Origin of the sequence: Rudanella paleaurantiibacter, from assembly GCF_009184635.1 — a bacterium.
GTDB lineage: Bacteria > Bacteroidota > Bacteroidia > Cytophagales > Spirosomataceae > Rudanella > Rudanella paleaurantiibacter.
Genome location: NZ_WELI01000004.1, coordinates 22128 through 37801 on the forward strand (window position 1 = coordinate 22128; position 15674 = coordinate 37801).

At 55.1% G+C, this 15674-nt stretch carries 10 protein-coding genes; 6 read left to right on the forward strand and 4 right to left on the reverse strand.

Features of this window, described 5'->3' with window-relative positions; all coding sequences use genetic code 11:
• Window positions 1-11: 11 nt before the first annotated feature.
• The 4 genes from F5984_RS12000 to F5984_RS12015 are packed head-to-tail and all read right to left on the reverse strand — an operon-like array spanning window position 12 to window position 4267.
• Window positions 12-1199, reverse strand: coding sequence for an ABC transporter permease (locus tag F5984_RS12000; protein WP_152124518.1), 1188 nt, complete (start codon window positions 1197-1199; stop codon window positions 12-14).
• A gap of 11 nt (window positions 1200-1210) precedes the next feature.
• Window positions 1211-2179 (reverse strand): HlyD family secretion protein, encoded by a 969-nt coding sequence (locus F5984_RS12005; RefSeq protein WP_152124519.1) that lies wholly within the window; start codon window positions 2177-2179, stop codon window positions 1211-1213.
• A 53-nt stretch (window positions 2180-2232) separates the two neighbouring features.
• Complete coding sequence (locus F5984_RS12010) at window positions 2233-3564, reverse strand: TolC family protein (protein WP_152124520.1); 1332 nt, start codon at window positions 3562-3564, stop codon at window positions 2233-2235.
• A 58-nt stretch (window positions 3565-3622) separates the two neighbouring features.
• On the reverse strand, window positions 3623-4267 hold the full coding sequence (locus F5984_RS12015) for a TetR/AcrR family transcriptional regulator (RefSeq protein ID WP_152124521.1): 645 nt from the start codon (window positions 4265-4267) through the stop codon (window positions 3623-3625).
• A gap of 313 nt (window positions 4268-4580) precedes the next feature.
• On the opposite strand from F5984_RS12015, the gene F5984_RS12020 reads away from it, so the two are divergent.
• The 6 genes from F5984_RS12020 to eat all read left to right on the forward strand — a co-directional run bounded on the left by F5984_RS12020 (window position 4581) and on the right by eat (window position 15674).
• Window positions 4581-5186 carry an RNA polymerase sigma factor gene (locus F5984_RS12020; protein WP_152124522.1) on the forward strand — a complete coding sequence of 202 codons (606 nt, stop codon included), beginning with the start codon at window positions 4581-4583 and terminating at the stop codon, window positions 5184-5186.
• Window positions 5187-5287: 101 nt separating this feature from the next.
• On the forward strand, window positions 5288-6349 hold the full coding sequence (locus tag F5984_RS12025; protein WP_152124523.1) for a FecR family protein: 1062 nt from the start codon (window positions 5288-5290) through the stop codon (window positions 6347-6349).
• Window positions 6350-6555: 206 nt separating this feature from the next.
• Window positions 6556-9942, forward strand: coding sequence for a SusC/RagA family TonB-linked outer membrane protein (locus tag F5984_RS12030; protein WP_152124524.1), 3387 nt, complete (start codon window positions 6556-6558; stop codon window positions 9940-9942).
• Window positions 9943-10103: 161 nt separating this feature from the next.
• The gene (locus F5984_RS12035; protein WP_185155497.1) at window positions 10104-11639 is read left to right on the forward strand and encodes a SusD/RagB family nutrient-binding outer membrane lipoprotein; all 1536 of its coding nucleotides are present in this window, start codon (window positions 10104-10106) and stop codon (window positions 11637-11639) included.
• Window positions 11640-11752: 113 nt separating this feature from the next.
• Window positions 11753-14269, forward strand: coding sequence for a phosphocholine-specific phospholipase C (locus tag F5984_RS12040; RefSeq protein WP_152124525.1), 2517 nt, complete (start codon window positions 11753-11755; stop codon window positions 14267-14269).
• Between the two features lie 70 nt (window positions 14270-14339).
• Window positions 14340-15674: an ethanolamine permease gene (gene eat / locus F5984_RS12045; protein WP_152124526.1), complete on the forward strand. Its 1335-nt coding sequence runs from the start codon at window positions 14340-14342 to the stop codon at window positions 15672-15674.

Consider the following 15674-nt stretch of genomic DNA (forward strand, 5'->3'; position numbering starts at 1 on the left):
AGAGCTAAGCCTTACACAACATCCAGCGTTTCTACGATTACTGTCTCCGTTTCTGCATTTCGCATTTTCCACCACAAAGCGGCCCAGGCCAGCAACAGCGTTCCGACGCCGTACAGCGTTAGCGTAATCACCTGCGGTTGGATGCTCGACAAAGGTGCGCCCAGAAAATAGACGCTGCGGAGTGCGCCCAGGTAGTGCGTTAGCGGAATGCCTTGTGCTAACTGTTGCAGAAAAACCGGCATCTGACTCGCAGGCCACGAGTAGCCGCTGATGATGAAAGCCGGCGTGGCCAGAATCATCAGAATTTCAGTAGCGCGTAACTGGTTTGGAATCAGAATGCTAACCAGAATACCTAGACCCGTGAGGGCGAGCGTAAACGCGGCAACGAGGACCAGCAGAGCCGAGGCCGACCCGAAACCAGGTAGTCGGAACAGCGGGAACAGAACCCCCAGCACAAACGCCCATACACCGGCACCCATGAGCCAGTACGGCAGGGTTTTGGCCAACAGTACCACCCCCGACCACCGCGTTTGCCCGGTCACCTCCTCGAAAGTATTTTCTTCAAACTCTTTGCTGAATGCCAGCGCCAGTACCAGCAGGAACACCTGTTGGACAATGGCCCCGGTAACGCCCGGCAGCATGTAATACCCGTAGTTGCCCGAGGGGTTAAAATAGCGGGTGTTGTTGATGCTAAACGCCTGAAACTGATTACGGGCTTCCAGGGCGGGTACACCCCGTTTCATCAAGCCCTCAATTTCGATACCAGCGTTGAGTGTCGACAGGGTAGTTTGTACAGCGCGCGATACAAAGTTGGCCGTCAGGATGTTGGCCATATTGAGGTCGACCTGAATTTCGGGGGTTCGGCGTTGTTGCACGTCACCGGCAAAGCCGGCCGGAATAGTAACCACAGCCTCGTAGCTGCCCGTGCCAAATGCCTTGCGGGCGGCTACCTCGTCCCGAAAAACGGTTTTAATCTGGAGGGTAGGGTTGTCGCCCAGGGCGTCGATTACCTTATCGCTCAGGGCCGAACCGTTCAGGTCGACCACCGCAATGGGCAGATTGCTTACCGTTGCGTTGGTGTAGGTGTATCCCACCAGTAGTCCAAACACCACCGGGCCACCCAAAAACACCGCCATAGCGACCCCGTTGCGCGAAAACTGGCGAAACTCGCGCAGAAAAAGATTCCAAAAGGCTTTCATGCAGGTGTGGGTTAACGACGGGGCAGCAGCACCGTCTGATTCGATAATAGGTTGTCCTGTTGACTAGGGTCGGTCGGAACGAGTTTGAGTTCGTAAGTGGCCTCACCCAGTTCATAGGTCGGGTAGCTGGTGGTACGGGCTGCATACGCACTCAATTCTTTAACCGTCACCAGCCGGGCCGTTACCGATTGGTTGGGCGCATAGGGCAACCGAACGGTGTAAACCTCGCCTTTTTTGAAAGGGCCAACCTCTTTCTCGCTCACCGTAAACCGCAAATACGTCCGGGTATTGTCGTAGCCGGTCATGACGGTATACCCCGCCGGAGCCAGTTCGCCTTCGTGCAGGCTGATACTTTCAATCGTCATGGCCTGCGGAGCCACAATAACCTTTTCCCGAATGGCCGCCTGTACTTCTTTCAGGGCACCTTCGGCCCGGAGCATATCCCCGTACGCCATCCGAATTCGCTCGGCCCGAATCCGCCCGTCTACCTCGTCGCGTTTGGCCTGCGTGCCGTTCAATTGCGCCCGTGCCGACCCGTATTTTGCCTGCATCTCGTCGTATTGTTGGGCCGAAATGAGCGAGTCCTGATACATATGCTGTACCCGTTTAAAGCTTTTCTCGGCCAGATCGGCCTGTTCGCGGGCGGCTGTCAGGGCGGCATCGGCTTGCCGACGCTCGTTGGGCGTAGCCCCGCGTAAGGCCATTTGGTACTGTGCCTTGGCCGAAGTGAAAGCCCCCTGTGCCTGTAAAAGTTTGGCCTCGGCTTCGGGAATGTCGATTCGGGCTAAAATCTGCCCTTTGGTCACAACATCCCCTTCTTTCACCAGCAGTTGGGTGATTCGGCCGGGGACCTTGGCCGTTACGCCGACGGTCTCTTTTTTGACTTTCCCCTCCAGCTCGTTGGTACGGGGTTGGTCGGGTTGGCAGCTGGTGAGCCAAAGGGTGGATAAGGTCAGAATAGGCAAAAAATGCGGTTTCATGGTTGTTGCTTGGTTGTACTGGCGTTGGGCCAGGTTTAAAATGGAATGCGTGATTAGCGTATATCGGCGATGGTTAACGAACCCGTTGCTTCGAGTTGCCCGACCTGAGCCGCCCGCTGATTGGTTACTGCCTGTGCGTAATCGAGTTCGGCTTTCTGGTAGTCGGTTTCGGCTTCGAGCCGTTCCGTAATGCGAATCAGGCCCTGCTCATACTGTTTGGTGGCAATGTCGAGGGCCTTGCGGGCAAGCACCACTTTTTGCGTGGCCACATCGGCCAGCTGATTGGCTGTTCGTAACTCGGCATGGGTTTTTTGCAGGTTGAGCGTCAGTAGGTCACGGGTTTGGTCGAGGTTGTTCTGGGCGATAATCAGGTCCTGTTCGACGGTCCGGCGCTCGGTGCGGGCCGTAAACCGGTCGAACAGCGTCCAGCGGACGCCTACGCCCACGTACCAGTAGGGTTCAATGGCCGAGAGGTCTTTCCGGTACAGTTCGTTTTTCCCGAATGCATACACCTGCGGCAAGTAGGCCGCCAGGGTCGCTTTTTGGCGATACCGGGTGGCTTCGCCCGCCAGAGCCAGCGATTTCAGTTCGGGCCGGTTCTCTACCGAGGTGCTGACGGTATCGGCCACGAGTCGCGTGAGTTCGGGCCGGATACCTGCCAGTTGTTCCGCCGGGGTTCCCGTCAGTTGGGTGAGCCGGGCCAGGGCTAACTGGCGTTTGCCGTTCAGATCAACGCGTTTGGCGGCTAAATCCTGCACTGCCAGTTCAACCTTGCTCCGGTCGTAGGGCGTCGCCAGACCTTCTTTAACCGCTTTATTGATAAACCGAACCCCCTCGGCCAGACGCTTGTCGGCTTCGTCGAGTACCCGTTCCGACTGAGCAATGAGGGCGAGTTGGTCGTACGCCAACGCCACATCGCGGATAACGGCCATGCGTTCTTTGTCGGCCAAGGCCTGCACTGCCTGTTGCTTGAACGACAGGGCTTTGTACAATGTCGGGATTTTGGTGCCGGAGAATAGAAGCATGTTGGCCTGCGCGGTGGCTTTCAGGATGTTACGGGGCTGGAGCTGCTGACTGAACTCGTAGGGTCCACTGTACACCTCCTTGGGTAGGGGTTGATACGGTAAGCGCGGCACCGTGATTGAAATGTCGCGGTCGAGGTGCGTGTATGTCGGGTTAAGCGTGAGCTCGGGCAAATAGGCATTTTTCAGGGCCTGTTTCTCCAGCTGTACTTTACGTTGCTCGGCATTATTGTTAGCCAAGGCATAGCTCTTGTTCAGGGCCTGCTCCATGAGCATCTGCCGGGTCGGGGGCGTGGGTTGCGCCATACTTTCGTTTGACAGGCTCAATCCCAGCAGAAGTGTGAAAATAGGTTTCGGTTTCATTTGTATTAATTACACTTTTATTGTTTTTTGAGTTTCCGTGTGGCCAAAAAAATAGAGGCTATTCCTCATAGAATTTTTCGGTCAGGATACCCCGGAGCAGAATCCCCAGCACCTGATCGATGCGTTCGGTGGTGGTGGCCGGAATCGAGCGGGTAATGTCGTCGGGAAATTGCCCCAGAAAATCGGCGTCGGTCAATTGACCAACTGTGCTGATAAACATGATAATGGCCAGGTTACGGGCCCCATCATTTCGGATATACCCCACCCGGACACCCTCTTCAACCAGCTGGGTGAGATACCGGAGCTGCATGTCGCGCCGGAAGTCAATAGTGCGGTTGTATGCGTTTGGCTCAGAGCGCTTTAGGTCTTCCCAGAAATCCTTAGAGACTCGCGAAAAGCTCTCGCCAATATGCTGTAAATAAGCATTTAGCTTTTGCCGGAGCGTCAGATCTACGTTGTCGACAATCTCGTCGGCCCGCTGCTGAAACCGGCGGGCAAACCGGTCGATGCCGGCGTTGAGAATCTCTGATTTACCACCGAAATGGTTATACACCGTTTTCTTGCTGATGGCCAGTTCCCGGACAATATCATCCACCACAACCCGGCTGTAGCCATACCGGAAAAACAAGGTCATGGCGGCCTCAATAATCCGGTCGGCTGTACTTAATTCAGGGGAAGGAGTAGTGCTACTATCGGTTTTCATGGAAACTATAAAAGTAAAATTAGTGTAAAATTGTTGGTGCGTGCCTGATTAACTCCAACCTCGGGGCTAAAGTTCAGCGTTTAGGCGATGTTTTGCTACTTTTTTACACCAACAGGGCTTTTTGAGGCATGGACAACCCCGCTAACCTCACAAAAAACTTTTGAAAAAAAATTAGTAAGTCGGCTCGGAAGTGCGCGCAAAAAACCTATTATTGCTCAGGCAAAACTGTTGCGTATTTTGGTATAAAGCCCAAAATAAAAAATATTATTTTACCTATAAGGCCTTTCGCCTTATATAATTAGCTATTTGTTTCATGTTGGGTCAGAACCTATCCTCCGAGTCCGACGCTCAATTATGGCAGCAGCTGCGTACCCATTCGCACGCAGCACTGGCGGCCATGTACGGGCGTTACGGGGCGGATCTGATTCGGTATGGCAATCGACTGACCGATGACGAACATTTGGTGCAAGACTGTGTGCAGGATCTGTTTGTTGAACTATGGAACCGGCGTCTGTTTATCGCTCCAGACGTGCAAAACCTTCGGCTGTACCTGCTGGGGGCTTTGCGGCACAAGGTAACTAAAGCGATTCGGGCGCAGCAACGGCACGAGGGCTGGTCGGATGCTTCTGAGGGGGCTTTTTCGTATTTCTCCCCCGAAGACGTTCTGATTCAAAGCCAACACGAAGAGGGGCAGCGCGAACGTCTGCAACAGGCCATGACCCGACTGGCTCCACGGCAGCAGGAGGTTATTCACCTCCGCTTTTTTCACAACCTTAGCCATGCCGAAATGGCCACCGTCATGAACATGCAGGCGCAATCGGTGCGAAACCTGCTGCACGGGGCTCTCCATCGTCTGCGCGAGTTGGTCTTACCGTATGTGCAACTGACCCTATTGCTGGTAGCTGAGTGGGTAAGCTGAATTTTTTTTTGTGATTCATACAGTACAAAAGCTGTGCACGGTGCACATCAGGTAAAGCGTGCGATTGGTGACCCTATGTACCCCATCGCTGGCGTTGCCTGATGAACTATCAATCCTATACCGTCGACGATTTTTTGCAGGATGATGACTTTGTGCGCTGGGTGCTTCGGCCCGACGCACCGAGTGACCAATACTGGTTGACGGTAGCCCATTGTTCGCCCGAGGTGGCCGATACGCTTGCGCAGGCCGCCGAGCGGGTGCGTCAGTTGGCCGAAACCGAGCACCAGCCCGTCGATCCTCGGATTGTGGCTGAGGTCTGGAGCCGGATTGAAGCGCAAACAGCCCCCCGCCAACGCGTGTACTCCCTCGGCCGTAGCCTTTGGGTGGCGGCCGCAGCCTGCGTAGTGTTGGTTGGATTTGGTGTGTACGGCTGGTTTACCCGGCAAGCCCCAACACCTTCGCTGGTCATACAGCAACAGTACGAAAACAAAACGGCCAAGCCCGTATGGCATCAGTTGCCCGATAGCTCCTGGGTATCGCTGGCGCCGGGTAGTGCCATGAAGTATACCGAGAGCCCCGGCACAAACAGCCGCAACGTCCGGCTTACGGGTGAAGCGTATTTCGATGTTCGGCGCGATACGGCCCGCCCGTTTCGGGTAACAGCCGGGCCAACACTCACACAGGTGTTGGGAACGAGTTTCTGGGTTAAAATGAAGCCCGCAGCCCGCGCTGTTGAGGTCGATGTACTATCGGGAAAAGTATCGGTAGGGGAGGCCGAACGTGCCCCGGCGGGTGCTTCAAAGCCGCAGTCGGTGCTGCTCCTGCCCAATCAGCGGGCGCTTTATTCGACCGAAAACCGTACCCTCACCACGGGGCTTGTCAACAATCCGGTAACATTGGCCGGTGCTGAAAGTACCCAAACATTTACCGACGTTCCCATAGCAGACATTATGGCTCGGTTGAGCCGGCTGTACGGAATACCCATTCAGATTCAGGGCAATGGATTGCGGTCATGCACCTTTACCGGCGACCTGAACCAGATTTCGTTTTTTCAAAAGCTTCAGTTGGTATGCCGTTCGGTGGGGGCCCGGTACCGGGTTGAGCAGACGGTTGTGCGAATTGAGGGAGGAAGATGTAACAAAATCGTAATGCCCGGCCAATAGCCCGTTCGATGCCTGTTCGCGTATTTTGTGCAGTCCCTGTTCACTTAACCCTGTTGTTGCGTATGGTCTAAACCGTATACAGAAACCTCTCCGCGCTATAGCTGCCGTTGGCCCGCCAATGGCTTTGGGGCCCTGGTTTCATCGTTGATCCGAAAGCATCGCCCCCAAACCTGTCCTACCTAATTTCACCTAAACGAGTACCGCTTATGAAGCCATTTTTAAACGAATGGGTGCCCAGACGGGCATCGTTACGAGTCCTTATCCCGCACTTACTTTTTCTGACCTTATTTTGTCAGATAGCCCTCGCTGCCGACGGACAGTCACAGCAGATTTTCGGGCGCCGAATCACGCTGAAAGTCGACGCTAAAGAGCTGAAAACAGTCTTGAGCCAGATCGAAAATCAGGCCGATGTTAAGTTTGCTTACAGTCGGCAGGTGGTTAACCCGAACCGACTGGTATCGCTCAACGTCAATCAGGCGACCCTCGCCGAAACCCTCGACCGGCTGCTCAAGCCCCTGTCGGTATCGTACGATTACGTATCGGGCCGGATTCTGCTCACGGCCACCGGCAACCCTGCTAAAACTACGGGTTCCGTTGAGACAGCCCCCTCGGCCGATGTAGTGGTGACGGGTCAGGTGAAAGATGCGCAAACCAATGCCCCCTTGCCGGGCGTGAACGTTGCGGTGAAAGGAACCATGCGCGGCACCACGACGGATGCAAGCGGTAACTACCGGTTGTCGGTAGCGGGTAGTGGCGATGTGCTTATTTTTTCGTTCATCGGGTACGTAACCAAAGAGGAAATTGTGGGGTCGCGGACTGAAATTAACGTGACGCTTGCCGATGATCAAAAGCAGCTCGATGAGGTAATAGTAACGGCCCTCGGTGTCAAACGCGAAGAGCGTTCGCTGGGGTATGCCGTGCAAAAAGTGAGCGGAGCCACCTTGCAAACCGTGAAGGGCCTCAACGTGGCCACCTCGCTCACGGGCCGGGTGTCGGGTCTGTGGGTGCGCAACAGCACCGAGTTCAACGAAGCGCCCACGCTCTCGCTCCGGGGCGAAACCCCACTGCTCGTGATTGATGGGGTACCCTACGGTAACATGAACCTGAGCAATATCCCGCAGGATGATATCGAAAGTATCGACGTGCTGAAAGGCCCCACGGCTGCGGCTCTCTACGGTTCGCGCGGGGGTAGCGGGGCCGTTATTGTGACCACCAAGCGGGGCGCGGGCTCAAAAGGGCTCACCGTGACGGTGAACTCCAACAACATGGTGAATGCGGGTTTCCTGATGCTCCCCGAAGTGCAGACGGGCTACAGCGCCGGTCTGGGTGGCAACTACGACCCTACCGACTATGTATGGGGTGCCAAACTCGACATTGGCCTCAAAGCCATGCAGTTAAACCCCGAAACGAAGCAGATGGAACTTATGGAGCTGCAATCGCGGGGTAAGAATAACTTCCGGGATTTTCTGGTGCCGGGCATGGTGACCAACAACAACATCAGCATTAGCCAAACAGGCGAAAATGGCAGTTTCCGGGCGTCGCTGACGCACATTTACAACAAGGGGCAGTACCCAAACCTGAAGTCGAATGCGTTCAACTTTGCGTTGAGTGGTGATATGAAGGTGGGCGACAAATTTAACTTGTCGAGTCAGGTGGGCTATAACCGCAAAACGGCCCCGCAGGTATTCGGGTCGGGCTACAGCGCGCAGGGCTACATCTACAACATTCTGATGTGGATGGGACCCGAATACGATCTGAGCAAATATCAGGACTACTGGCTCATCCCGAACGAGCGCCAAAACTGGCACTACAAAGCCTGGTACGACAACCCGTACATGATGGCCTACGAAAAACTCAACGGTATTGAGCAGAACAAGATGAACGCCAACCTCACGGCTACGCTCGCCCTGTTTCCGGGGGCCAAGCTGATTGTGCGGCCTGGTTTCGACTGGTATCAGAACGACGAAACGAAGCGTAACCCGCCCAATATCCTTTCTACGCGGGGCTGGGATGCTGCCGGTTTGTACTCGCTCGACAAACGTTCGGGCTACAGCTTCAACGGCGATGCTATCATGACCTACAACAAAACGTTTGGGCCGTTTGCCGTCGACGCCCTCGCCGGGGGGACCATGTATCGCTGGACCGATCAGGGCCTGTACAGTGCTACCCGGGGTGGTATCGTGATTCCGGGCTTCTACTCGCTCAACAACTCAGTAGAGCGGCCTAACGTGAGTACGTTCACGAACCGCAAGCAGGTGAACAGCTTGTTTGCCAAGGCGACGCTGTCGTACCAAAACCGCCTTTTCCTCGACGTAACGGGCCGGAATGACTGGAGCTCAACCATGCCCCGCATTTCGCGGTCTTACTTCTATCCCTCGGTAGGTGGTAGTGTGGTTATCAGCGAGTTTACCGATGCCCTGCCTACCTGGCTCGATTTCTGGAAGGTACGCGGCTCGTGGACCATGTCGAAAAGCGACCTCGGTGTGTATGCCACCAACCAAACGTACGGCACGGTTACAGCCGACTGGGATAACCTCAACTCGGCGGTGTACCCAACCACGATCCGGGGTGGGGCCGTGAACCCCGAAACCAACCGGACGTGGGAAATTGGTACCTCGGCCTACTTCCTGGGTAAGCGCTTCAAGTTCGACGCGGCTTATTTCGACAAGTACAATTACAACATTCAGCGGAGTGCTAACATCTCGTCGTCATCGGGTTTCACCTCCACGCTCATCAACATCGACGAGACGTACGTGCGTCGGGGTGTCGAGCTGAGCCTCGAAGGCGCTGTTATGAAGCGGGCTAACTTTGGCTGGGATGCCGTGGCCAACTATTCGTACAACCACCGTTATTTCAAAACCCTCGACCCCACGTATTCGGCCAAAAACAGCTGGACTACCGAAGGTGGCCGTACCGATACGTATACGGGCCGCGTTTGGGTGACCGACCCGACGGGTAACGTGGTGCATCGTACCAACGGCCTGCCGTTGCAGAGCGACTATAGCTACCTCTACGGCTACACCGATCCCAAATTTGTCTGGGGTTTGTCGAACAACATCCGCTGGAACAACTTCCGGTTTGGGGTTAGCTTCGACGGCCGCGTGGGTGGGGTACTTAATAACTACTCGGCGTACAAAATGTGGGATACGGGCTCGCACCCTGATTCCGACAATTTCTGGCGGTACGATGAGGTGGTGAACAAAAACAAGTCGTATGTGGGTACCGGTGTTGTGGTTGCCTCCGGCGAAGTGAAGTACGACAACTTCGGTAACATCACGAGCGATACCCGGCAGTTTGCCAAGAACGAAACTAAAGTGTCGTATCAGGACTATGCCCGCGCCTACGGGGATGGTACCCGTGGGGTGACGAATGCTACTTTCCTGAAACTGCGCGAACTCTCGATTGGCTACAACGTGCCAGCAGCCGTGGCCCGGCGTTTCGGGGCTCGCTCGGCAACGATCTCGTTTACGGGACAGAACGTCTGGATGTGGGCGAAAGCCTTCCGGTTTGCCGACCCCGACAAGGCCGACGATACCCAGCTGACGTCGCCCTCGGTCCGGTACGTAGGGGGTAACCTTCAACTGACGTTCTAAACAACCTGTAGTTTATCGTTTTTGGTTTTTAGTGTATGGATGTGGCCGATGGTCAACTCGTTGATAGATAAGGCTTCACTTGCCAATTTGCCCGTTCGGTCATCAGAAGCCCGGCGGCCATAAACCCAAAACCAAAACCCATTTGTTTAACCGAATTTCCGATGAAACCAGCTATAAAACGATTGACGCTCTTCGGCCTGACCGCCCTGATGCTAAGCAGTTGCGGAGAGTTTGAAGAACTTAACTCAAACCCTGATGCGGCCGTGCGGGCTACCGCGCCCATGCTGGCCACGGGCCTGATTCTGAACATTACAGAGGGGACCGTGAGCGGGCAGAAAGGGTTTCTGTCTCCGCACTTCCTGAGTAAGTCGGTGATCTACACCGAATTTGCCGAAGATCTGCAGTACAATTACCTCGGCCGGACAAGCTTCGATGGATTGCCGACGCTCACCAACGTCGAGAAAATGATTTCGTTTTCGCCCCCGGATGCCTATAAAAATTCGTACACCGCACTCGGTAAGTTTGTGCGGGCCTGGAAGTTTTTTGAGCTGACCATGCGCGTGGGCGACATTCCGTATTCGGATGCCCTCAAAGGCGAAGCCAACGTGATTGCCCCGAAGTATGACACCCAGAAACAGGTATTTGTGGGTATTCTGAACGAGCTCGACGAAGCCGATAAACTCTTCGCGCAGGGGGTGAAGTTTGACGGAGACCCGGTGTACGGGGGCGACGTGACCAAGTGGCGCAAGCTGGTCAATACCTTTGAACTGTACGTACTGCTTAACCTGTACAAGAAAACAGGCGAAGCCGACCTGCGGGTGGTCGACCGGTTTAAGGAGATTGTTAATACCCGGCCTATCTTCCAGAGCAATGCCGATAATTTTCAGCTGGTTTACTCCGATAAGGCGGGTCAGCGGTACCCGTTTTTCAAGCTGGGGAACCCCTCGGTTATTTACCCGATGGTGTCGGAGGTGCTGATTGGTAAGCTCAAAGATCTGGACGACCGGCGGTTATTTTATTACGCCAATCCCTCGCCGGTGCAGATTGCCGCCGGTAAGTCGATGAGCGATTATGCCGCCTACAAGGGTACCGACCCGTCGATGATCTACTCCGACATCACGAAAATCTTCTCGACCAAAGATTACTCGCCCCTCAACAGCCGGTACACCGAGCTGCCTAATGCCGAGCCGGTGGCGCTCATGAGCTTCGCGCAGTTGAAGTTTATGCTTGCCGAGGCTACCGTGCGGGGCTGGATTTCGGGGACGCCCGCAGCTACCTATTATAACGACGGAATTCGGGCGGCCATGCAGTTTACGGCCAATTATACCCCCGACAACGCGCTCTATCACCACAACATGAAGATTACTGATGCGTACATTGCTACGTATCTGGCTTCGGATAAGGTGAAACTGGCGGGTTCGAACGAGAAGCAGATTGAACAAATTGTGACGCAGAGCTACCTCAGTACTTACTTGCAGGCACCATTCCACGCGTTCTTCGAAAATCGGCGGACCGGCTACCCGGCGTTCCCGATTAACCCGGCTTCGAACAGCAACACGCCTTCGAACAAGATGCCGGTTCGGTGGCTGTACCCGCAGAAAGAGCTGGATTACAACACCGAGAATGTGAAACAGGCCATCGCCAGTCAGTACGGCGGTAGCGATGATTTCAATCAGGCTATGTGGATTTTAAAATAGATTGGGCTATAGTTTACTAACTTAGGAAGGCTGGATCCTTCCTAAGTTAGTGTTTACAGTTTAGGGTTTATAGTTTTTGGTTTACGGTTTAGCGTTTTGGGTGGCGATACAGTATGGACTCACGTAGAGAATTTCTTAAAAAGGCGGCCCTGCTCTCGGCGGGCCTATCGGGGGCGCTGCCTGCCTCCATTCAGAAGGCATTTGCGATTGACCCGCAGCCGGGTACTACCTACCTCGATGCCGAACATGTGGTGATTCTGATGCAGGAAAACCGCTCGTTCGACCATGCCTTTGGTACCCTTCAGGGCGTTCGGGGTTTCAACGACCCCCGCGCCATTGACCTCCCCAACAAACGGAAAGTCTGGTTTCAGACGAATAAAGCCGGGCAGACCTACGCGCCCTTCCGGCTAAATATTAAAGACACAAAAGCCACCTGGATGAGTGCCCTGCCGCACTCCTGGGAAAATCAGGTAGATGCCCGCAATGGGGGGCGTTACGATAAATGGCTCGACTCAAAACGATCGGGCAACCGAAATTATGCCGATATGCCCCTGACCATGGGGTACTACGACCGCGAAGACATTCCGTTTTACTACGCCTTAGCCGACGCCTTTACGATCTGCGACCAGAACTTCTGTTCGTCGCTAACGGGTACCACTCCCAACCGGCTTTACCTCTGGACGGGCACCCTGCGTGACCCCCGCGACCCCAACGCTATGGCCAACGTGCGCAACGAAAACGTGACGTACGAGCGCGAAGCAAGCTGGACTACCTTTCCGGAACGGCTCGAAGACAACGGTATTTCGTGGAAAATATACCAGAACGAGTTGAGCCTGCCCACGGGCCTCTCCAACGATGAGGATGGCTGGCTGAGCAACTTTACCGATAACCCGATTGAGTGGTTTACGCAGTACAACGTGCGGTTCCACCCGGCCTATTATCCGTATATTCAAAAGCAGCAGAAGGTGCTTCCGGCTACCATTAAAGAGCTGGAAGCGAAGCTGCAAACCCTGACCGAGACCGATGCCGCCTATGCCCGCACCCGGCGCGAACTCGACAACGCCCGGCGGTTTATGGGGTACATTGAGCAGGATCTGGTGAAATACGCTCCCGAAAAATTCAATAGCCTGTCGGCGCGGGAGAAAAACCTGCATCAGAAAGCGTTTACCACCAATACCGGCGACCCCGATTACCGGACCCTTTCGACGGTCAGTTATCAGGATGGTGATACCCAACGCCGGATGACGGTGCCCAAAGGCGATGTGCTGCATCAGTTCCGGGCCGATGTCGAAAACCGGAAACTCCCGACCGTTTCGTGGGTCGTGGCCCCCGAAAACTTCTCCGATCACCCCGGTGCCCCCTGGTACGGGGCCTGGTACATTTCGGAGGTGATGGATATTCTGACCAAAGACCCGGAGGTCTGGAAGAAAACGATTTTTATTCTGGCCTACGACGAAAACGATGGTTATTTCGACCACGTGCCGCCGTTTGTGCCGGCTCACCCCGACAAACCCGAAACGGGCTTAACCAGCCGAAATGTTGATACCCGGCAGGAGTTTGTAACGGCCGAGCAGGAATCTAAACGCCCTAACGGTGGGCGTACTGGCCCCATTGGGCTGGGTTTCCGGGTGCCGCTGCTGGTGGCTTCGCCCTGGAGCCGGGGTGGCTATGTGTGTTCCGAGGTGTTCGACCATACCTCCGTGCTCCAACTGCTGGAGCGGTTTCTGAGCCACAAAACGGGTAAAACGATTCAGGAGCCCAACATCAGCCCCTGGCGACGGACCGTGTGCGGAGACCTGACATCGGTGTTTCGGCCGTACCACGGCGAAAAAATTGCCATGCCCGCTTCGGTGCAGAAACAAACCTTTATTGAGGGAATTCATAAGGCACAATTTAAAGAAGTGCCGACGGGCTTTAAGGCACTTTCGGCCAGTGACCTCGACCGCCTGCATACGAACCCGATAGCGGCTGGCTTTGGTCAGGAGCGCGGGGTGCGTCCGTCGTGTGCCTTGCCGTACGAGCTGGGGGCTGAGGCCACGCTTCAGAACGGCAAGCTGACGTTACGCCTGTCGGCCGGGCGTCAGGTGTTTGGGGCAAAATCGCTGGGGGCGCCGTTTCATGTGTATCAGCTACTCGACAACGACGTGCTTGTCCGGTCGTACACGGTGGCTGCGGGCGACACCCTGACCGACAGTTTCGACCGGGCCTATCCGGTGCGGGTGTACGGGCCTAACGGCTTTTTCCGGGAGTTTAATCTGGCTACCGAAGCCCCGGCCGTGACTATCAAGTCGGCCTATAAACGGGGCCTGCGCAACGCACTTACGGGCGATTTAACATTGACCCTCACCAATACCGATGCCAATCGTGCCTACACGGTTCAGATTCTGGATAATGCGTACGGAGCGAAACCTCAAACGGTTACGCTTGCCAAGGCGGGTGCTAAAGGAGCTACGCAAACGGTTGAAGTTGACCTGAAAGCCAGCTACAACTGGTACGATGTGAGCGTACGCATAGCCGGACATGACCGGTTTGAGCAGCGGTTTGCCGGGCGGGTCGAAACGGGTAAAGCGGGCTTCACCGATCCACTTATTGGGGGCGAAGGCAAAGCCCTGAGCGTGCGCAAGAGCTAAGTATGTAGTTTTTGGTTTATTGTTTCGAAGCAACTACAAACGATAAACCCAAAACGATAAACCCTAAACCATGCAGACAGACGAGGTTTCGTTAAAAAAAGCACTTAAGCCTATTCACCTGTGGGCCATTGGCGTCGGGCTGGTGATTTCGGGTGAGTATTTCGGCTGGAATTACGGGTGGGGCGTAGCCGGTACCGTTGGCCTGTTGCTGGCAACACTGGTGATTACGCTGCTGTATTTCACATTTATTTTCAGCTTCACTGAGCTTACTACGGCCATTCCGCACGCGGGCGGGCCGTTTGCCTACGCACTCAAAGCGTTCGGGCCATTGGGGGCGCTGGTGGCTGGGTATGCCACCCTGATTGAGTTTCTGCTGGCAACACCGGCCATTGCGCTCGCGTTGGGGAGTTACATTCATTTTCTGTACCCAGCGGTGCCTATTGTGCCGGCATCCATCGTGTCGTTTGTCGTGTTTACGGGCGTCAATATGCTGGGTATTCAGGAGGCCGCCTGGTTTTCGCTCATCATGACCCTGCTGGCTATCGGCGAGTTGCTGGTGTTTATTGGGGTAGTGGCTCCGCATTTTCAACTCCAAACGTTTCTGCATAATCCCATGCCGTTTGGCTGGGGGGGCGTGTTTGCGGCTCTTCCGTTTGCCATCTGGTTGTTTGTCTGTCTGGAAGGTGTGGCTATGGTAGCCGAGGAGGTTAAAGATGGCAACAACGCCATTGCCAAAGGGTACATTTCAGCCTTGCTGACGCTCACCATTCTGGCCCTGGCGGTGATGATTGGCGTAGGTGGGATTGCGCCCTGGGACAAGCTCGACAGCCTTGATTACCCCTTGCCCGAGTCGATGGCCCTGGTGCTCGGCCGCGACAATCCGCTGACCAAACTATTTGCAAGCGTGGGCCTTTTTGGCCTGATTGCGTCGTTTCATGGTATCATCATCAGCTATTCGCGGCAAATGTTTGCCTTAGCCCGGAGTGGGTATTTACCTGCCGGACTGGCGCGGGTGAGCCATACCCGCAAAGTGCCTTACGTGGCGCTGCTGGTGGGTGGGGCACTCGGTATTCTGGCGCTGACGCTGCTGGATACGAGTAAGTTGGTTATCCTGTCGACGATCGGGGCGGTGGTGGTGTATATCATTAGTATGCTCGCCCTGTTTAAACTACGGGTGAGCCGGCCTGAGATGGCCCGGCCGTTTCGCGCCCCGTTTTATCCCTATTTTCCGGCTATCGCGCTGGGCCTGGCCATTGTGGCACTGGTAGCTATGGTGTATTTTTATCCCTGGCTGAGTGGGCTGTTTGTGGGAGGTCTGGTGCTCGTAACGCTGCTGTTTGTCGCGGCCGGTAAGCACCGTAAGGCACCCAACTCGCTCTCGGTAGAGGCCAATGGCACTGTCTGA